The sequence below is a fragment of the Klebsiella sp. Sb-30 genome (genome assembly GCF_057652795.1).
Map to the genome: position 1 here is coordinate 1,295,908 of NZ_CM172749.1, position 19,468 is coordinate 1,315,375.

A 19,468-nucleotide genomic window follows, 5' to 3' on the forward strand; every position below is an offset into this window, starting at 1 on the left:
GATAAACCAGGGGAATGATTTTATTTCCACGCAAACGGTTTCGTCGAGGCTCAGGATTCACTATAATGGCGCCCGTTTCCCCCCTGGCTCATATTGAAAGCTGCGAAGACGAGAGACTTATGATGGAAATTTTGCGTGGTTCACCTGCACTGTCGGCATTTCGTGTTAATAAACTGCTGGCACGTTTCCAGGCGGCCAACCTGCCGGTTAGCACAATATATGCAGAGTATGTTCATTTTGCCGAACTGAACGCGCCGTTAAGCGGTGATGAGCGTGAGAGGCTGGCACGACTGCTCAAGTATGGCCCAAACTTAAACAGCCATACCCCAACCGGTAAATTGCTGCTCGTCACCCCCCGCCCTGGCACCATCTCCCCCTGGTCTTCTAAAGCTACCGATATTGCCCATAACTGCGGCCTGTCGCAGGTTGTGCGTCTTGAACGCGGCGTGGCGTACTATGTGGAAGCCACTGCGCTGAGCGAAGAACAATGGGCCGCTGTCGCGAGTGAACTCCACGACCGGATGATGGAAAGCGTCTTTGACGCGCTGGAAGAGGGCGAAAAGCTGTTCGCTCAGCATCAACCGACGCCGGTGACCAGCGTCGATCTGTTGGGTCAGGGACGTCAGGCGCTGATTGACGCCAACCTCCGTCTGGGGCTGGCGCTGGCGGAAGACGAAATCGATTATCTGCAGGATGCGTTTACCAGGCTTGGCCGCAACCCGAACGACATCGAACTGTATATGTTTGCCCAGGCGAACTCCGAGCACTGCCGCCACAAGATTTTTAACGCCGACTGGGTCATCGACGGCGAACAGCAGCCGAAGTCGCTGTTTAAGATGATCAAAAATACCTTTGAGAAGACCCCGGACTACGTTCTCTCCGCCTATAAAGACAACGCCGCGGTCATGGAAGGTTCTCAGGTAGGGCGCTTCTTCGCCGATCGCGAAAAAGGCCGCTATGACTACCATCAGGAAGACGCCCATATCCTGATGAAAGTGGAAACGCACAACCACCCGACGGCCATCTCTCCGTGGCCGGGGGCGGCGACCGGATCCGGCGGTGAAATCCGCGATGAAGGGGCAACCGGTCGCGGAGCGAAACCGAAAGCCGGTCTGGTCGGTTTCTCAGTCTCTAACCTGCGGATTCCCGGCTTTGAACAGCCGTGGGAAGAAGATTTCGGCAAGCCGGATCGTATTGTGACCGCGCTGGATATCATGACCGACGGCCCGCTGGGCGGCGCCGCGTTTAACAACGAATTCGGTCGCCCGGCGTTGAACGGCTATTTCCGTACCTATGAAGAAAAAGTGACCAGCCACAACGGCGAAGAGCTGCGCGGGTACCACAAACCGATCATGCTGGCGGGCGGTATTGGTAACATTCGCGGCGAGCACGTGCAGAAAGGCGAAATTACCGTTGGGGCGAAACTGATTGTCCTTGGCGGCCCGGCGATGAATATCGGCCTGGGCGGCGGGGCAGCCTCTTCGATGGCATCCGGTCAGTCCGACGCGGATCTTGATTTTGCCTCGGTGCAGCGCGATAACCCGGAAATGGAACGCCGCTGCCAGGAAGTGATCGACCGCTGCTGGCAGCTGGGCGATGCAAACCCGATTCTGTTTATCCACGACGTCGGCGCGGGCGGTTTGTCTAATGCCATGCCGGAACTGGTCAGCGACGGCGGTCGCGGCGGTAAATTCCAGCTGCGCGATATCCTGAGCGATGAGCCGGGGATGAGCCCGCTGGAAATCTGGTGTAACGAATCCCAGGAACGCTATGTGCTGGCGGTCGCGCCGGAACAGCTGCCGCTGTTTGACGAGCTGTGCCGCCGTGAGCGCGCACCGTATGCGGTGATCGGTGAAGCCACCGAAGAACTGCATCTCAATATGAGCGATGCTCACTTCAACGACCAGCCGATCGACCTGCCGCTGGATGTGCTGCTGGGCAAAACGCCGAAAATGACCCGCGATGTGCAGACCCTGAAAGTGAAAGGCGACGCGCTGGATCGTCGGGATATCACTCTCGCCGATGCGGTGAATCGCGTGCTGCACCTGCCGGCGGTTGCAGAGAAAACGTTCCTTGTCACCATCGGCGACCGCACCGTAACCGGGATGGTGGCGCGCGATCAGATGGTCGGCCCCTGGCAGATTCCGGTAGCAAACTGCGCGGTAACCACCGCCAGCCTCGATAGCTACTACGGCGAAGCGATGGCGATTGGCGAACGTGCGCCGGTTGCGCTGCTGGACTTTGCCGCCTCTGCTCGCCTGGCCGTCGGTGAGGCGCTGACCAACGTCGCGGCAACGCAAATTGGCGCGTTAAATCGCGTGAAACTTTCCGCAAACTGGATGGCCGCAGCGGGTCATCCGGGTGAAGATGCCGGTCTGTATGAAGCGGTAAAAGCGGTTGGCGAAGAGCTGTGTCCGGCTCTGGGACTGACCATTCCGGTGGGTAAAGATTCGATGTCGATGAAAACCCGCTGGCAGGAAGGCAGCGAGCAGCGCGAGATGACTTCGCCGCTATCGCTGGTGATTTCCGCCTTTGCCCGCGTGGAAGATGTGCGCCATACCGTGACGCCGCAGCTCTCCACGGAAGATAACGCCCTGCTGCTGATTGATTTAGGCAAAGGCCGTAACGCGCTCGGCGCCACCGCGCTGGCGCAGGTTTACCGTCAGCTGGGCGATGTTCCGGCCGACGTACGCGATGTCGCGCAGCTGAAAGGCTTCTGGGATGCGATGCAGGCGCTGGTGGCCGATCGTAAGCTGCTGGCTTACCACGACCGCTCTGACGGCGGCCTGCTGGTAACCCTGGCTGAGATGGCCTTTACCGGCCACTGCGGCCTGACGGCAGATATTGCCGCGCTAGGTGACGATCGTCTGGCGGCGCTGTTTAACGAAGAGCTGGGGGCGGTTATCCAGGTCCGTGCCGCGGATCGCGAAGCGGTTGAAGCGCTGCTGGCTTCTCATGGCCTGGCAGACTGCGTCCACTACCTGGGCCAGGCGACGGAAGGTGACCGCTTTGTCATCACCGCTGAAGGGCATCCGGTGTTCAGCGAAAGCCGCACCACGCTGCGTATCTGGTGGGCAGAAACCACCTGGCAGATGCAGCGCCTGCGCGACAACCCGGAGTGCGCCGATAGCGAGCACGAAGCGAAACGTCGCGAGGACGATCCGGGCCTTAACGTGAAGCTCACCTTCGATATCAACGAAGACATTGCCGCACCGTACATCGCCACCGGCGCACGTCCGAAGGTAGCGGTACTGCGTGAGCAAGGCGTTAACTCCCACGTGGAGATGGCGGCAGCCTTCCACCGCGCGGGCTTTGATGCGATCGACGTGCACATGAGCGACCTGCTGGCGGGCCGTACCGGGCTGGCTGATTTCCAGGCGCTGGTTGCCTGCGGCGGCTTCTCCTATGGCGACGTGCTGGGGGCGGGCGAAGGCTGGGCGAAATCCATTCTGTTTAACGAGCGGGTGCGCGATGAGTTTGCCACCTTCTTCCACCGTCCGCAGACCCTGGCGCTGGGCGTGTGTAACGGTTGTCAGATGATGTCCAACCTGCGTGAGCTGATCCCGGGAAGCGACCTGTGGCCGCGCTTTGTGCGTAACTATTCCGACCGTTTTGAAGCGCGCTTCAGCCTGGTCGAAGTCACGCAAAGCCCGTCTCTGCTGCTGCAGGGCATGGCCGGTTCGATGATGCCGATTGCCGTTTCTCACGGTGAAGGGCAGGTGGAAGTGCGTGACAGCGCGCATCTGGCCCAGCTGGAGAGCAAAGGTCTGGTGGCGCTGCGCTTTGTCGATAACTTCGGTAAGGTGACGGAGAGCTATCCGGCTAACCCGAACGGCTCACCGAACGGGATCACCGCCGTGACCAGCGAAAGCGGTCGTGCGACGATCATGATGCCGCATCCTGAGCGCGTATTCCGCACGGTGGCTAACTCCTGGCACCCGGAAAACTGGGGCGAGGATAGTCCGTGGATGCGCATCTTCCGCAACGCACGTAAACAGCTGGGCTAATATCCGGCGAGCTGTACAGGATCCGCCGTGTTCGCAAAGCCTTCCCGGCTGAAGCGTAATGTATCAGGCCCCCGACGTTGAGCGGGGGCTTTTCGTTTGTGACGGCGGTCGCCTGCCGGTGTCGGGAATTGCCGACAAACGCCGGTGAGGGGTGTCGCCAATTAGAGACATTTAACTTATTGATTTATATAGAGGTGTAAAAACGCCTCACGATGTGTTGCTAAACGGCGACACTCTGGTTAAAAAGTCACCGCAGCCGAAGTGCGGGTTAAATGTTATAAATTCATTATATTTCATTGTGTTAACAATTTGTTTTGCTATGTGGCATAGTTAATGCATAATAATACGCAGTGGCTCATTCACCTTCTTATGTCAGCCCCTTCGGGACGCGCTACATAAACTTCGAATGACGCACAACAAGGTGCCTGCCGTCCAACTTCTGATAACAGCTTTGCTTTATCAACCATCGGGCGAAACGTCGAGTTAGGCACCGCCTTATTCCATAACAAAGCCAGGCCTGTGCCTGGCTTTGTTATACTCGTCGTCTTTTGTGCTACAGGTGCGTTGGCCGCATCTGTTCACCCCGGTCACTTACTTGAGTAAGCTCCCGGGGATTCTCAGCTTTGCCGCCTTCCTGTAACTCAAAATCCATAGAGTATATTGGGTATATTCAGGTAGCATCATAGTGAGCAAATGATTGAGACCCTATCCTTGAAGCGAATCTCTCTTTTCCCCCGTTCGTTGCGTCAGCTGGTCACGCTCTCGTTTGTGTTGATTTTGCTGCCGCTGCTGGTTCTGGCCTGGCAGGCGTGGCAGAGCCTGAATGCGCTGAGCGCGCAGGCCGCGCATATTAACCGCACGACGCTTGTCGATGCCCGGCGCAGTGAGGCAATGATGAACGCGTCGCTGGAAATGGAACGTAGCTACCGGCAGTACTGCGTACTGGACGATCCGACGCTGGCGAAGGTCTATCAAAATCAGCGTAAACGCTATAGCGAGATGCTTGACGCTCATGCCGGGGTGCTACCGGACGAAAAAATCTGGCAGGCGCTGAGCCAGCAGCTGAACGACCTGGCGCAGCTCAGGTGTAAAAACAGCAGTCCGGATGCGCCATCGGGAGCCAGCCTTGAAGCCTTTGCCGCCGCCAACAGCGAGATGGTTCAGGCCACCCGAACGGTGGTTTACTCGCGCGGACAACAGCTTCAGCAGGAGATTGCCGAACGCGGGCAGTTTTTTGGCTGGCAGGCGCTGGTTCTTTTTCTGCTGAGCCTGGCGCTGGTTCTGCTGTTTACCCGGATGATTATCGGCCCGGTAAAAGGGATCGAGAAAATGATTAACCGCCTGGGAGAGGGGAAATCGCTGGATAACGCGGCGCTGTTTACCGGTCCGCGCGAACTGCGTTCCGTCGGCGAGCGTATCATCTGGCTGAGCGAACGTCTGGCCTGGCTGGAGTCGCAGCGCCATCAGTTTTTACGCCACCTTTCACACGAGCTGAAAACGCCCCTCGCCAGCATGCGGGAAGGCACGGAGCTGCTGGCCGACCGCGTGGCCGGGCCGTTGACCACGGAACAGCAGGAGATCGTCGAAATTCTCGATAACAGCAGCCGCAATCTGCAAAAACTGATTGAGCAACTGCTGGACTACAATCGTAAACAGGCCGATGGCCCGGTCCCGCGTGAAATCGTTGATATTGCCGAGCTGGTTGATAACGTTGTGGCCGCTCACAGTTTGCCCGCACGCGCAAAAATGATGCATACCGCGATTCAACTGGCGGAGCGTACCTGCCTGGCAGAACCGGCATTATTGATCAGCGTGATGGATAATCTCTATTCCAATGCGGTGCACTATGGGGCTGAATCCGGTAACATTCGTATTCATAGCTACCGGCACGGCGAGCAGGTTCGTATAGACGTGATAAACAGCGGCGAACCGATCCCGCAGGTGGAAAAAAATATGATTTTTGAGCCTTTTTATCAGGGAAGCCATCAGCGTAAAGGGGCGGTAAAAGGCAGCGGTCTGGGGCTGAGTATTGCCCGGGACTGCGTCCGACAAATGCAGGGTGAGCTGAGCCTGGAAGAGAGTGAGCCCGGGCTTATCTGTTTTCGCATAACGCTACCCGCCGCTGAGCCGGGAAAAACCAACACATGAATCAACAATGGGTGAATATGTCCCACTTTTTCGTAGTGGTTCGTGCTTTCAAAGGATGGCTGTTGCCCGGCCTTTCTTGCCTGGCGCTGGCGGGGTGTTCCGCCGCTTTTTCGCCGCACACGGCAAATGACAAAGCACAACCCGATCTGCCGCAGCATCAGGTTGCGGATTTTCTCTCAGTCGACTGCGCCGATATCTGGTCGCTGAAGAGCGAAGCCAGCGATAAAAACCCGCTGTACTGGCTGCGCGGGATTGATTGTGCCGATCGTCTGGCGCCGGTTCAGGCGCGGGCGGAAGCCAGGCGGCATGATGATGACAGCTGGCAGGATGCCTTTAAGCGCGGCATTTTACTGGCGGATGCGAAGATTACGCCGGATGAACGCCGTGAACTGGTATCCCGCCTGAATACCTTCAGTCCGCAAATTGCCGTGCAGGTGCGTCCGCTGTATCAGCTCTGGCGTGATGGTCAGAACAGACAGCTTCAGCTGGTGGATGAGCGCGCCCGTTACGCGAAGTTACAGCAATCCAGCGATAGCGAGCTGGAGGCGCTGCGCCTGCAGGAACAGCAGCTGCGCAGCCAGCTGGAGCTAACTACCCGCAAGCTGGAAAATCTCACCGATATTGAACGCCAGCTTTCCAGCCGCAAGCCCGGAGGCAATTTTAATTCCGACGGCAGTCATAGCGGCGATAAGGTTCCGGAGGTCATACATGACGATCCGTAAACCTGCGCATTTGCTGCTGGTGGATGACGATCCGGGTCTGTTAAAACTGCTGGGAATGCGTTTGACCAGCGAGGGCTACAGCGTCGTGACCGCCGAAAGCGGCGCGGAGGCGCTGCGTATTCTGGCGCGCGATAAAGTCGAACTGGTGGTCAGCGATTTACGCATGGATGAGATGGACGGCCTGCAGTTGTTCAGCGAAATCCAGAAAGTTCATCCGGGGATGCCGGTGATTATCCTTACCGCTCACGGCTCGATTCCCGATGCGGTGGCGGCCACCCAGCAAGGCGTGTTTGGTTTCCTGACCAAACCGGTGGACAAAGATGCGCTGTATAAAGCCATCGATGATGCGCTGGAACACAGTGCGCCGGCGACGGATGAGCGCTGGCGTCAGGCTATCGTAACCCGCAGTCCGCTGATGCTGCGTCTGCTGGAACAGGCCGGAATGGTGGCGCAGTCGGACGTTAGCGTACTGATTAACGGTCAGAGCGGGACCGGGAAAGAGATTGTCGCGCAGGCGATTCATAATGCCAGCCCGCGCCACGCCAAACCTTTTATCGCCATTAACTGCGGCGCGCTGCCGGAACAACTGCTGGAATCCGAGCTATTTGGCCATGCGCGCGGCGCATTTACCGGCGCGGTGAGCAACCGGGAAGGGCTGTTCCAGGCCGCTGAGGGCGGGACGCTGTTTCTTGATGAGATTGGCGATATGCCGGTGGCGCTGCAGGTGAAGCTGCTGCGGGTACTGCAGGAGCGTAAAGTGCGCCCGCTGGGTAGCAACCGCGACATCGATATCGATGTACGTATCATCTCGGCCACTCACCGCGATCTGCCGAAGGCAATGGCGCGCGGCGAGTTTCGTGAAGATCTGTATTATCGCCTGAACGTGGTCAACCTGAAGATCCCGCCGCTGGCCGAGCGCGCGGAGGATATCCCGCTGCTGGCAAACCATCTGCTGCGCCAGTCTGCCGATCGGCATAAGCCGTTTGTACGGGCGTTTTCAACCGATGCGATGAAACGGCTGATGGCAGCCAAATGGCCCGGCAATGTCCGCCAGCTGGTGAACGTGATTGAGCAGTGTGTGGCGTTGACCACCTCGCCGGTGATCGGTGATGCGCTGGTGGAACAGGCGCTGGAAGGGGAAAATACCGCGCTGCCGACCTTCGTCGAAGCGCGCAATCAGTTTGAGCTCAACTATCTGCGCAAGCTGCTGCAAATCACCAAAGGCAACGTCACCCACGCAGCAAGAATGGCGGGGCGCAACCGTACTGAATTCTACAAGCTGCTGTCGCGCCACGAGCTCGACGCCAACGACTTTAAAGAGTAGCTCCGCAGCATGGCGCAAGTTATGATACGGTAAGCAACCGTTTACGCGACTAAGAGCCTATCCCAGTAGGCGTTATTGTCGCAGGCAGTTTGAACACGGACAGCGCGGAAAAAGCGGAGCGTACACGTAGTACGTGAGGATTTTGAGCGCTGCCCAGGTTCAAAATGGCAAGTAAAATAGCCTTAATGGGATAGGCTCCAAGACAGGAAAACCATGAAAAAGATTGATGCGATTATTAAACCTTTCAAACTGGATGACGTGCGCGAAGCGCTGGCCGAAGTCGGCATCACCGGGATGACGGTGACGGAAGTGAAGGGCTTTGGCCGTCAGAAAGGCCACACCGAACTGTACCGCGGGGCGGAGTACATGGTGGATTTTCTGCCGAAAGTGAAAATCGAAATTGTGGTCACTGACGATATCGTTGATACCTGCGTGGATACCATTATCCGCACGGCGCAGACCGGTAAAATCGGTGACGGTAAAATCTTCGTCTTTGACGTCGCCCGCGTGATTCGTATTCGTACCGGGGAAGAGGACGACGCGGCAATTTAAGCCGGGCCGTATTCTGACGCATTCCCCGGTCAGCTTTGCGCGACCGGGGAATATTCCCGAATGGCGGCATCTCCGCCGCCTCCGGGTTATTTCATTACAGCACCTTATGCGGGCCAAAACATTCGTAGTGAATGTTGTCGTTATTGACGCCCAGCGCCACCAGCTGTTTCGCTGCATGTTGCATAAAGGCCACCGGGCCGCACAGATAGAACTGCATTTGCGGGTCACGCAGCGTGTCCGCCAGATCCGATAACATCATCAGACCTTCGCTGTTAAAGCGTGCCGCCTGGTGGTCGGCTTCCGTCGGCGTGCGATACCAGATATGGGAGGTGAATTTCGGCAGGCTGGCGCCGAGCGTTGCCACCTCGTCGGCAAACGCATGGACATCGCCATTTTCTGCCGCGTGGAACCAGTTCACCTGGGCCGCATGCTGCGTTTTTGCCAGCGTGTCGAGCATGGCCAGCATCGGTGTTTGTCCGACGCCGCCGGAAATCAGCGTAACCGGCGTTTCCGGCTCAACGGCGAGGAAGAAGTCACCTGCCGGCGCAGCCAGATGCACAATATCTCCTTCCTGTGAGGCGTTATGCAGCCAGTTTGATACCTGACCGCCGTTTTCGCGTTTAACCGCAATTCGGTAGCCTTTGCCGTCTGGCTTGCGGGTCAGCGAATACTGACGAATTTCCTGATATTCAAACTCCTGCGGCTTCAGCCAAATCGCCAGATACTGGCCCGGCTGATAATCCGCCACCGGCTGGCCGTCTACCGGCTCGAGATCGAAGCTGGTAATCAGGGCGCTACGCGGGGTTTTCTTCACGATACGAAACGCGCGCGTGCCTTCCCAACCCCCGTTTTTGCTGGCGTTATCCCGGTAGATTTCAGATTCACGATGAATAAAGACATTGGCCAACACGCCGTAGGCTTTGCCCCATGCGTCAAGCACTTCCTGGCCCGGGCTGAACATTTCGTCGAGCGTCGCCAGCAGATGGCCGCCGACAATATTGTACTGTTCCGGTTTGATCTGGAAGCTGGTGTGTTTCTGGGCGATTTTCTCGACGGCAGGCAGTAGGGCAGGCAGGTTGTCGATATTGCTGGCGTAAGCGGCAATGGCATTAAACAACGCTTCACGCTGGTCGCCGTTACGCTGGTTGCTCATGTTGAAGATCTCTTTGAGCTCCGGGTTATGGGCAAACATGCGATCGTAAAAATGGGCGGTCAGCTTAGGACCTGTTTCGACGAGCAGGGGAATAGTGGCTTTAACCGTTGCGATGGTTTGGGCGTCGAGCATAGCAGCTTCCTTCGGTGTTATTTAAATGATGTATTTTATATGCATCTTATAAAAATAACCCTGCACTGTAAATGGTTCCTTAACACTTTTCCCCGTAGCGGTAACAACATGAAGAATTTGCATCACAAACCTGAAAAGAAATCCGTTGATAATCGTTGAGTCGTTATTGCTCAAAGCCTTGTGTAATGGGGAGCCAATCGTTTGCGTAAAATCCTTTGTCAAGACCTGTTATCACAGAACGATTCGGTTATACTGTGGGCCGTCGCCCAAAAAGGCCCCCCTTTTAGAGCTGTAATCTATTGTTAGCTGAGCAGGAGATGCGGATGTTAAAGCGTGAAATGAACATTGCCGATTATGATGCCGAACTGTGGCAGGCTATGGAGCAGGAAAAAGTACGTCAGGAAGAGCACATCGAACTGATCGCCTCCGAGAACTACACCAGTCCGCGTGTTATGCAGGCACAGGGTTCTCAGCTGACCAATAAATATGCCGAAGGTTATCCGGGCAAGCGCTACTATGGCGGTTGCGAATATGTTGATATCGTTGAACAACTGGCGATTGACCGTGCAAAAGAGCTGTTCGGCGCTGATTACGCTAACGTACAGCCGCACTCCGGCTCCCAGGCTAACTTCGCGGTCTACACCGCTCTGCTGCAACCGGGCGATACCGTTCTGGGTATGAACCTGGCGCAAGGCGGTCACCTGACTCACGGCTCTCCGGTTAACTTCTCAGGCAAACTGTACAACATCATTCCTTACGGCATCGATGAGTCCGGTAAAATCGACTATGCAGACATGGCGAAGCAGGCTCAGGAACATAAACCGAAAATGATCATCGGTGGTTTCTCTGCTTACTCCGGTATCGTTGACTGGGCAAAAATGCGTGAAATCGCTGACAGCATCGGCGCATACCTGTTCGTCGATATGGCCCACGTTGCTGGCCTGATTGCCGCGGGCGTTTACCCGAACCCGGTTCCGCATGCTCACGTTGTGACGACCACTACCCATAAAACCCTGGCGGGTCCGCGCGGCGGCCTGATCCTGGCGAAGGGCGGTAGCGAAGAGCTGTATAAAAAACTGAACTCTGCCGTATTCCCTAGCGCACAGGGCGGCCCGCTGATGCACGTTATCGCGGGTAAAGCGGTTGCGCTGAAAGAAGCGATGGAGCCAGAGTTCAAAGTCTATCAGCAGCAGGTTGCGAAAAACGCCAAAGCGATGGTTGAAGTATTCCTGAATCGCGGCTACAAAGTGGTTTCCGGCGGTACTGAAAACCACCTGTTCCTGCTGGATCTGGTCGATAAAAACCTGACCGGTAAAGAAGCTGACGCTGCGCTGGGCCGTGCTAACATCACCGTCAATAAAAACAGCGTACCAAACGATCCGAAGAGCCCGTTTGTGACCTCCGGTATCCGTATCGGTTCTCCGGCGGTAACCCGTCGCGGCTTTAAAGAAGCGGAAGTGAAAGAGCTGGCCGGCTGGATGTGCGACGTGCTGGACAACATCAATGACGAAGCGGTCATTGAGCGCGTGAAGGGTAAAGTGCTGGATATCTGTGCACGCTTCCCGGTTTATGCGTAACGTTTAACGACGCAAGCGTAAAGAAAAAGGCCGCCAGTGCGGCCTTTTTTACGTCCGGCGTTCAGAGATTAACGACGGTCGAGGGAGATAGCGCCCGGGCCAGTGATGGCCAGAAGCAGGAAGGCTCCAGCTATACTGATGTTTTTGTAGAAGTTAATCATATTGGGAAGTACGGCATCACCGCTCATATCCCAGTAATGATGGCCAATGACGGCGGTACCGAGGGTGTAAAAAATAAAGATCACCGCCAGCGGACGGGTGAAGAAACCCAGGATAATCAGGATTGCCGCCGGCACCTCCATCACAATCGCGATAATCGCCGCTAACGTCGGAAGCGGAGCGCCGGAGGAGGCCATATATTGTACCGTACCGCTAAAGCCCATCAGTTTGGGATAGCCAAATATAATAAACAGCAGTACGACGGCAATACGGGCGATCAGCAGCAGAACGGAACGGGAAGAGCCAAAGTCGAAATAGCGTAGTGTGTTCATAATCAATCCGTTGTGAAGGTGCGTGATTTAAACGTAATACACAATTTTGTGATCTGCCACATACCTTGTGCGATCAACGTAATGTCTGCAGTTGCTCTTCCACGTACAGATAGCCAATGCCGAGCAGTTGCTGTTGACGACTCAGCTGTCCGAAGCCGATTTGCGTTGCTCTGGTGCGCGGCGCGTCACGATGATCGAAAGGGTTAAAGCCTGTCTGCCTGATGATGGTATTCAACCACTCTTCGCCAAATCCGCAGCTGCGGCCGTACAATAAGATATTGTTTATATTTAAGATGTTAAGAAAGTTGTAGAGGCTGAGCCCGATGGCATTTGCGGAGTCTTCCACCCATGTATGAAGGCGAGAATCACCCTGCTGCCATTTTTCGATCAGGGCATCGATGGTCAGCGCCTCTGGATTATTGGCGAGATCGGGCTGTGTTTTAAGCCATATCCGCGCCTGTTTTTTCAATGCGCTCAGTGATGCCACCGTTTCCAGGCAGCCATAGCGTCCGCAGTCGCAGGCAACGCCATCAGGATTGATAATGGTGTGTCCAATCTGGCCGCTGCCATAAAGGCTACCGCGCCAGACCTGGTCGTTGATGACAAATGACGAACCAATGCCGTAATCGACGTTGATGACGCAGAAGTCGCGATACTGTCCCTCATTTTGCCATTTTTCCGCCAGCGCCAGCATGACGCAGTCGTTGTCGACCATTACGCGGACATTGAGTTTTTCTTCCAGCAGATATTTCATCTCCACGGGTTGCTTCCAGGGAGCCTGCGGCATGGTCTGTGATACTCCCGTTCCCGCATCAACCTGCCCATGAACCGCCAGCGCCAGATTGATTTTCTGCCTGGGCCAGTTCTTACGGTACTGATGCCAGCATTTCTCAATCGCTGCCAGCAGTGCCTGAGGCGTTGGGGCGTCAATGGCGTGGTATTCGACGTCGCCTTTCGCACTCAGACAGGCATTTCCAAGCTGGCATTCGATACTGGTGGGCGTGATGTTCATACACAGGGTCCAGTCGCCATCGGGCGCAATAAGCCAGGCGCCGCTGCTATGACCGCGGGCCAGATGCTCATCCTGTACATTGACCACGCGTCCTTCCTCTTCCAGCTCCTGGAGGATATTGCTGACCGCGGGAATTGAGATTTGCGCCAGCCGCGCGAGCGACGATTTACTGGCTCGTTTTTTGCGGTACAGATACTCCAGCAGCACACCCTTGTTGTAATGGCGGATTTGCTGATTGTTAATGCAGGCTTTCATAAACTAAACCTTGTTAACTAAATTGCGTGATTATTGTGCGTAAATGCGCTGATTCTGTCTATTAAACTGCTCTCATTATTTCACTTCAGTATGTCTTGTTAACTTTGAGGGCATTATGAGTTCAGTAAATGTTTGGCAGGAAACGGTACATATTCCAACCTATGAAACGGGGGCGCAGGATATTCACCCCATGTTCCTGGAAAATCGGGTTTATCAGGGGTCTTCCGGGGCGGTGTATCCCTATGGTGTGACGGATACGCTGAGTGAGGAAAAAACGCTAAAGGCCTGGCAGGCGGTGTGGCTGGAAAATGATTACATCAAAATTATGATCCTGCCCGAGCTGGGAGGCCGCGTGCATCGCGCGTGGGATAAGGTCAGACAGCGTGATTTCGTTTATCACAATGATGTCATCAAGCCCGCGCTGGTTGGCCTGCTTGGCCCGTGGATTTCCGGAGGAATTGAGTTTAACTGGCCGCAGCACCACCGTCCCACCACCTATATGCCGGTTGATTTTACGATTAGCGAAAATGACGATGGCTCAAAAACCGTTTGGGTTGGCGAGACGGAGCCGATGCATGGGTTGCAGGTGATGACCGGGTTTACTCTGCGTCCGCAGCGCGCGGCATTAGAGATTGGTAGCCGGGTTTACAACGGTAACGCCACCCCGCGCCATTTCTTGTGGTGGGCGAACCCTGCGGTTAAGGGGGGCGATGGACATCAAAGCGTATTCCCGCCGGATGTGACGGCGGTATTTGATCACGGCAAGCGCGCGGTTTCCGCGTTTCCGATTGCTACCGGCACCTATTACAAGGTGGACTATTCGGCCGGCGTCGACATCTCGCGCTATAAAAATGTCCCGGTACCGACCTCCTATATGGCGGAAAAGTCAGAGTACGATTTCGTCGGCGCCTGGTGCCACGATGAAGATGGTGGGCTGCTGCACGTCGCGGATCATCACATTGCGCCAGGGAAAAAACAGTGGAGCTGGGGTTACAGCGAGTTTGGTCAGGCGTGGGACAAAAATCTGACGGATGAGAATGGGCCTTACATCGAGCTAATGACCGGCATTTTTGCCGATAACCAACCGGATTTTACCTGGCTCGATCCGTTTGAAGAAAAGCGCTTTGAACAATACTTCCTGCCTTACCATTCGCTGGGCATGGTACAGAACGCTTCGCGCGATGCGGTGATCAAACTGCAACGCGAAGAGGGCAACATTATATGGGGCGTATATGCTATTTCGCCTCTGGTCGCCCACCGGCTTACGGTTCGCGAAGAGGGCAACCCGCAGCCGCTGCTTGATGAAGTGATTGAGCTGACGCCATGCGCTGCCGTTCAGGGAACGTTAGCCGGTATTGACCCATCTCGTCTGACGATGGAGCTGCTGGACAGTCATGGCAGGTGCGTTTTGCGCTATCAGGAGCATCAGCCGCAGGAGTTGCCGCTGCCGGAAGTGGCGGTTACGCCCTTACACGCCGGAGCCATAAGCAGCGTGGATGAGGCGTGGTTTATCGGCCAGCATCTGGAGCAGTATCACCACGCCAGTCGCTCACCGTTTGATTATTACCTGCGGGGAATTGAGCTGGACCCGCAGGACTACCGCTGCAATCTGGCGCTGGCGATGCTGGAATACAACCGCGCGGATTACTCGCAAACCATCGAGTATGCGAGCCGGGCATTGTCGCGCGCGCATCGGTTAAACAAAAATCCGCAGTGTGGGCAGGCAAGTTTGATTCGTGCCAGTGCGAGAGAGCGTCTACAGCAGTGGCATGATGCGCAGGAGGATTTTTGGCGTGCGGTGTGGAGCGGCAATAGCAAGGCCGGGGGATATTACGGACTTGCCCGACTGGCGACGCGCAGCGAGCGCTACGATGATGCGCTGGCATTTTGCCGGCAGAGCCTGCTGGCGTGTCCCACCAACCAGGATGTCCTGTCGCTGGAAACCCTGTTGCTGCATCTCACCGGCCGTCGCAGTCAGGCCTTACAGCAGATTGAAAAGCTGCTGGGCGACTATCCGCTGAATCCCACCCTGTGGTGGCTCAACGCAACAATATCAGAGGCTGAAGCGGATACGGCGCGCTGGTTCGCCGTATGCCAGTCGCGGGATATTAACGCACTGCTGACGGCCGGGCTGTTGTTGAGCTGGGGAATGGCGGCGCGGGCGAAAGCCGTACTGACGGCGCTGAACTGTCAAAAAACGCTGCCGCTCTATTTACAGGCCAGTCTGGCTGAAGGTAACGAGCGTATCGCGCTGATCAACCGCGCTCGCGAGGCGTTTCCTGACTTCGTGCGTTTCCCCAATCTGCTGGTGGAAGTGGCTGCGCTGGAGAAGATACCCGAGTGCTATTTTGCTCAGCATCTGCTCGCCTGTTTCCACTATAGCCGGCGTCATTATGAGAAAGCGACGCAGCTATGGCATCGTTGCGTTGAAATGGCTCCTGATTTTGCCGATGCCTGGCGAGGGCTGGCGATTCATGCATGGAATAAACAGAGTGATGCCCACCTGGCGGCAGCGTATCTGGAGAAAGCCTGCGCCCGGCAGCCGCAGGATGCGCGTCTGCTTTTTGAGCGCGACCTGCTGGATAAGCTGACCGCCGTTGAGCCGGAAAAACGCCTTGCCCGCCTGGAGGCCAATCTCGCAACCGCCTTGAAACGCGATGATTTAACGGCGGAGCTGCTCCATCTGTGGCACCTGGCGGGCAACGTTGAGCAGGCGGCAAATGTGCTTGCTTCGCGTAAATTCCACCCCTGGGAAGGCGGCGAAGGCAAGGTGACCAGCCAGTTTGTTATCAACCAGTTATTACGTGCCTGGCCGTATCTCCAGCCGCAGCCGCAGCCGCAGCAGGCGGAAACGCTGCTGCTATCGGCGCTGCGCTATCCGGAAAACCTCAGCGAAGGGCGTCTCCCGGGACAGACGGATAACGATATCTGGTTCTGGCTGGGGATTTGCGCCAGGCAGCAGGGCATGGAGGAACGCGCGCTTGAGTGTTTCCGCAAGGCGGCGTCAGGCGATCGGACGATCAATATTCATAGCTACTACAACGATCAGCCGGTGGACTATCTCTTCTGGCAAGGCGTGGCTTTGCGGATGCTCGGCGATCGTCTGAGCAGCGAGCGTCTTTTCACTGAAATGTTGCAGTGGGCTGAGCATATGGAAACGGCACAGATAGAGGCCGACTTCTTCGCGGTGTCGCAGCCTGACCTGCTGGCGCTATATGCCGATATCCAAAAACAGCATCAGGAGAAGTGTTTGCTGGTGCGAGTTCTGGCGACCGCGGGATTAGGCGGCGGTTCGAGGCATGAACAGGCGCTGTCGGCGCTGGAAGCGCTAAACCCGGCCTGGGCGAAGGCGGCATTATTCCGTAAAACGCTGCCGTTTGTACTGCACCTCATTAACTAAAGAGCGTTTACTGTAATTTTTGAGCGGTCTGACCCGCCGCGCCTCTCGAGATGTTTAGAATATGTGAAATCGTTCTGCGGCAGGCCCGAATGCCGCAGAATCCAAACAACAATAAATGCCTGACCCTACAGGAGGCACGTATGTCTAAAAGTAAGGCAGTCTCATGTTTTTTATGTTTACTGTTAACGTCGTTGAGTATTTCACTCCCCGTCTATAGCGCGACAAAGGATATCACCGTTGGTGCTATCTACCTTGATACCCAGGGCTATTACGCCGGGGTACGGCAAGGGGTTCAGGATGCAGCCAAAAGCACCGATGCGAAAATTCAGCTGATTGAAACCAACGCGCAAGGCGATATTTCTAAAGAGAGTTCATTTATCGATACGCTGGTCGCGCGTAACGTGGATGCCATCATTCTTTCCGCCGTTTCAGAAAATGGCAGTAGCCGCGCGGTGCGTCGGGCTAATGAAGCCGGTATTCCGGTGATTTGCTACAACACCTGTATTAATGAGAAAGGTGTCGACAAATATGTCTCTGCCTACCTGGTTGGCGACCCACTTGAGTTCGGTAAAAAGCTTGGCGAGGCGGCGGCAGACTATTTTATTGCCAACAATATTAGCGCACCGAAAATTGCGGTCATCAACTGTGAAGCATTTGAAGTATGCGTACAGCGGCGCAAAGGTTTTGAAGCCGCGCTGAAGGCGCGAGTTCCGGATATGCAGATTGTTGCGAATCAGGAGGGAACCGTTCTGGATAAGGCTATTTCAGTTGGTGAGAAACTGATTATCTCCTCGCCTGATCTGGACGCCATTATGGGAGAGTCTGGAGGGGCAACGCTGGGGGCGGTAAAAGCGGTCCGCAACCAAAATAAGGTCGGGAAAATCGCCGTATTTGGCTCCGATATGACCACGGAAATAGCCCAGGAGTTAAACAGCTATCAGGTACTAAAAGCGGTGGTGGATATTTCCGGCAAGAAAATGGGTAACGCCGTTTTCGCGCAAACCCTGAATGTGATTAATAAAACTCCGCCAGCCAATAAAATTATCCCTGTTGCTATCGATACCTATACCAAATCTGAAGACGGTAAGCAGTGGCTGGCTACGCATGTCGATGGCTTGCCTTAATTCCCCTGTCGAATAACTGAGGTAAAGACTCGATGACGGCAACAGAAAAAACGGCGGTGCCGGTGGCGCAGATCCTGAGGGGAAATAAGCGCTATCCCGGCGTCGTCGCCCTGGATAACGTTGATTTTACCCTGTCAAAAGGCGAAGTTCGGGCACTACTGGGGAAAAATGGCGCGGGTAAGTCCACCTTAATTCGCATGCTGACCGGAAGCGAAAGTCCCGATAGCGGCGAGGTTTGGCTGGCCGGGACCCGTCTTGAAGGGAACGATGCAACGCTAACCCGCCGGGCTGCGGAGCTGGGCGTCAGAGCCGTATACCAGGAGTTAAGCCTGGTCGAGGGGCTAACGGTGGCGGAGAACCTCTGTCTTGGTCAGTGGCCGCGTCGCAATGGCACGATCGACAAAAACGCCATGGCCCGCCAGGCCACAGAGGCTCTTGCCTCTCTTGGGGTTGATGTCCCGCCAGATGCGCTGGTCGACACGCTTAGTCCGGCACAAAAGCAGCTGGTAGAAATCGCCCGTGTGATGAAAGGTCAACCTCAGGTGGTGATTCTTGATGAGCCGACCAGTTCCCTGGCGAATGCGGAGGTCGAACTGGTGATCAACGCGGTAAAGAAAATGTCAGCTCTGGGCGTTGCCGTGATTTATGTCAGTCATCGAATGGAGGAGATACGCCGTATCGCCTCTTGCGCCACCATTATGCGCGATGGCCAGGTGGCAGGTGATGTCACTCTGGAGAGGACGACAACCCAGGAAATCGTGTCGCTGATGTTAGGAAGGGAGCACATCGATCTACCGCGGGTGAAATCTGAAATCGCCCTGACAACCCCGGTACTCCAGGTGGCCCGGCTACGCCATCCCCCTAAGCTTCAGCAGATTAATTTTACCCTGCACCGTGGCGAAGTGCTGGGTATTGCCGGGCTGCTGGGATCGGGTCGTAGTGAACTACTTAAGGCCATCATCGGCTTAGAAACGTTTGCTGAGGGGGAGATCACGCTCAATGGTGTGCGCATTTCGCGTCCACGGTATACCTCGATGCTCAAGAGTGGCGTGGGCTATACCCCGGAAAACCGTAAGGAAGCGGGCATCATTCCGCTGCTGGGCGTGGATGAAAATACGGTGATGACCAACCGGCACAAAGTTAGCCGCCGTGGCGTCCTGAACTGGCAGCGGATTCAGCAGTTAACTGCCGCGGTCATGCACCGAATGACGGTCAAGGCGGCAAATACAGAGACTGCTATCGGGACGCTATCGGGGGGGAACCAGCAAAAAGTGGTGATTGGCCGCTGGGTTTATGCCGAAAGTGACATTTTACTTCTTGATGAGCCTACGCGCGGGGTTGATATCGAAGCCAAGCAGCAGATTTATCGAATTGTGAGGGAACTCGCCGCTGAAGGAAAAAGCGTTGTATTCATTTCCAGTGAAATAGAGGAACTGCCCTTGGTCTGCGATCGTATTTTGCTGCTGCAAAACGGTGAATTTACCCGTGAGCTTTTAGCCCCCGTAAATGTCGATGAATTAATGTCGGCAATTTTATCCACGCATTAGCCATTACGTTTATTGAGGAATTAA

Annotated in this window: 12 protein-coding genes; 9 read left to right on the forward strand and 3 right to left on the reverse strand. The window is 55.6% G+C overall.

Annotated elements, in window-relative coordinates; genetic code table 11:
- The first annotated feature begins 119 nt into the window (after positions 1–119).
- The 5 genes from purL to glnB all read left to right on the forward strand — a co-directional run bounded on the left by purL (position 120) and on the right by glnB (position 8,753).
- Positions 120–4,007, forward strand: a complete 3,888-nt coding sequence (gene purL, locus AC236I_RS06260; RefSeq protein ID WP_044351457.1) for a phosphoribosylformylglycinamidine synthase — start codon at positions 120–122, stop codon at positions 4,005–4,007.
- A gap of 711 nt (positions 4,008–4,718) precedes the next feature.
- A complete protein-coding gene (locus AC236I_RS06265; RefSeq protein ID WP_487608714.1) occupies positions 4,719–6,155 on the forward strand; it encodes a sensor histidine kinase in 1,437 nt (478 codons plus the stop codon).
- A gap of 17 nt (positions 6,156–6,172) precedes the next feature.
- Positions 6,173–6,877: a two-component system QseEF-associated lipoprotein QseG gene (gene qseG / locus AC236I_RS06270; protein ID WP_032718077.1), complete on the forward strand. Its 705-nt coding sequence runs from the start codon at positions 6,173–6,175 to the stop codon at positions 6,875–6,877.
- A complete protein-coding gene (glrR, locus tag AC236I_RS06275) occupies positions 6,864–8,201 on the forward strand; it encodes a two-component system response regulator GlrR (protein ID WP_004866424.1) in 1,338 nt (445 codons plus the stop codon). The genes qseG and glrR overlap by 14 nt, the downstream gene beginning before the upstream one ends.
- A gap of 213 nt (positions 8,202–8,414) precedes the next feature.
- On the forward strand, positions 8,415–8,753 hold the full coding sequence (glnB, locus tag AC236I_RS06280) for a nitrogen regulatory protein P-II (RefSeq protein ID WP_002914032.1): 339 nt from the start codon (positions 8,415–8,417) through the stop codon (positions 8,751–8,753).
- 94 nt (positions 8,754–8,847) lie between these two features.
- Here glnB and hmpA read toward each other — a convergent pair whose 3' ends face one another.
- A complete protein-coding gene (gene hmpA, locus AC236I_RS06285; protein ID WP_032718065.1) occupies positions 8,848–10,038 on the reverse strand; it encodes an NO-inducible flavohemoprotein in 1,191 nt (396 codons plus the stop codon).
- Between the two features lie 323 nt (positions 10,039–10,361).
- Here hmpA and glyA point away from each other — a divergent pair, with 323 nt between their 5' ends.
- A complete protein-coding gene (gene glyA, locus AC236I_RS06290; RefSeq protein WP_004866418.1) occupies positions 10,362–11,615 on the forward strand; it encodes a serine hydroxymethyltransferase in 1,254 nt (417 codons plus the stop codon).
- A 68-nt stretch (positions 11,616–11,683) separates the two neighbouring features.
- Here glyA and AC236I_RS06295 read toward each other — a convergent pair whose 3' ends face one another.
- Both AC236I_RS06295 and AC236I_RS06300 read right to left on the reverse strand, forming a co-directional pair.
- On the reverse strand, positions 11,684–12,106 hold the full coding sequence (locus AC236I_RS06295) for a DoxX family protein (RefSeq protein ID WP_004866416.1): 423 nt from the start codon (positions 12,104–12,106) through the stop codon (positions 11,684–11,686).
- A 73-nt stretch (positions 12,107–12,179) separates the two neighbouring features.
- The gene (locus AC236I_RS06300; protein ID WP_004866415.1) at positions 12,180–13,373 is read right to left on the reverse strand and encodes an ROK family transcriptional regulator; all 1,194 of its coding nucleotides are present in this window, start codon (positions 13,371–13,373) and stop codon (positions 12,180–12,182) included.
- A 115-nt stretch (positions 13,374–13,488) separates the two neighbouring features.
- Here AC236I_RS06300 and AC236I_RS06305 point away from each other — a divergent pair, with 115 nt between their 5' ends.
- The 3 genes from AC236I_RS06305 to AC236I_RS06315 all read left to right on the forward strand — a co-directional run bounded on the left by AC236I_RS06305 (position 13,489) and on the right by AC236I_RS06315 (position 19,444).
- Positions 13,489–16,773, forward strand: coding sequence for a DUF5107 domain-containing protein (locus tag AC236I_RS06305; RefSeq protein WP_487608715.1), 3,285 nt, complete (start codon positions 13,489–13,491; stop codon positions 16,771–16,773).
- A 140-nt stretch (positions 16,774–16,913) separates the two neighbouring features.
- Positions 16,914–17,897 carry a substrate-binding domain-containing protein gene (locus AC236I_RS06310; RefSeq protein WP_015583700.1) on the forward strand — a complete coding sequence of 328 codons (984 nt, stop codon included), beginning with the start codon at positions 16,914–16,916 and terminating at the stop codon, positions 17,895–17,897.
- 32 nt (positions 17,898–17,929) lie between these two features.
- Positions 17,930–19,444: a sugar ABC transporter ATP-binding protein gene (locus AC236I_RS06315; RefSeq protein WP_044347853.1), complete on the forward strand. Its 1,515-nt coding sequence runs from the start codon at positions 17,930–17,932 to the stop codon at positions 19,442–19,444.
- The last annotated feature ends 24 nt before the right edge of the window (positions 19,445–19,468 follow it).

Bases quoted from the DNA above. Each gene is read 5' to 3' on its own strand.
- purL (WP_044351457.1), top strand. From the start codon at position 120: ATGATGGAAATTTTGCGTGGTTCACCTGCACTGTCGGCATTTCGTGTT.
- qseG (WP_032718077.1), top strand. From the start codon at position 6,173: ATGTCCCACTTTTTCGTAGTGGTTCGTGCTTTCAAAGGATGGCTGTTG.
- glrR (WP_004866424.1), top strand. From the start codon at position 6,864: ATGACGATCCGTAAACCTGCGCATTTGCTGCTGGTGGATGACGATCCG.
- glnB (WP_002914032.1), top strand. From the start codon at position 8,415: ATGAAAAAGATTGATGCGATTATTAAACCTTTCAAACTGGATGACGTG.
- hmpA (WP_032718065.1), bottom strand. From the start codon at position 10,038: ATGCTCGACGCCCAAACCATCGCAACGGTTAAAGCCACTATTCCCCTG.
- glyA (WP_004866418.1), top strand. From the start codon at position 10,362: ATGTTAAAGCGTGAAATGAACATTGCCGATTATGATGCCGAACTGTGG.
- AC236I_RS06295 (WP_004866416.1), bottom strand. From the start codon at position 12,106: ATGAACACACTACGCTATTTCGACTTTGGCTCTTCCCGTTCCGTTCTG.
- AC236I_RS06300 (WP_004866415.1), bottom strand. From the start codon at position 13,373: ATGAAAGCCTGCATTAACAATCAGCAAATCCGCCATTACAACAAGGGT.
- AC236I_RS06305 (WP_487608715.1), top strand. From the start codon at position 13,489: ATGAGTTCAGTAAATGTTTGGCAGGAAACGGTACATATTCCAACCTAT.
- AC236I_RS06310 (WP_015583700.1), top strand. From the start codon at position 16,914: ATGTCTAAAAGTAAGGCAGTCTCATGTTTTTTATGTTTACTGTTAACG.
- AC236I_RS06315 (WP_044347853.1), top strand. From the start codon at position 17,930: ATGACGGCAACAGAAAAAACGGCGGTGCCGGTGGCGCAGATCCTGAGG.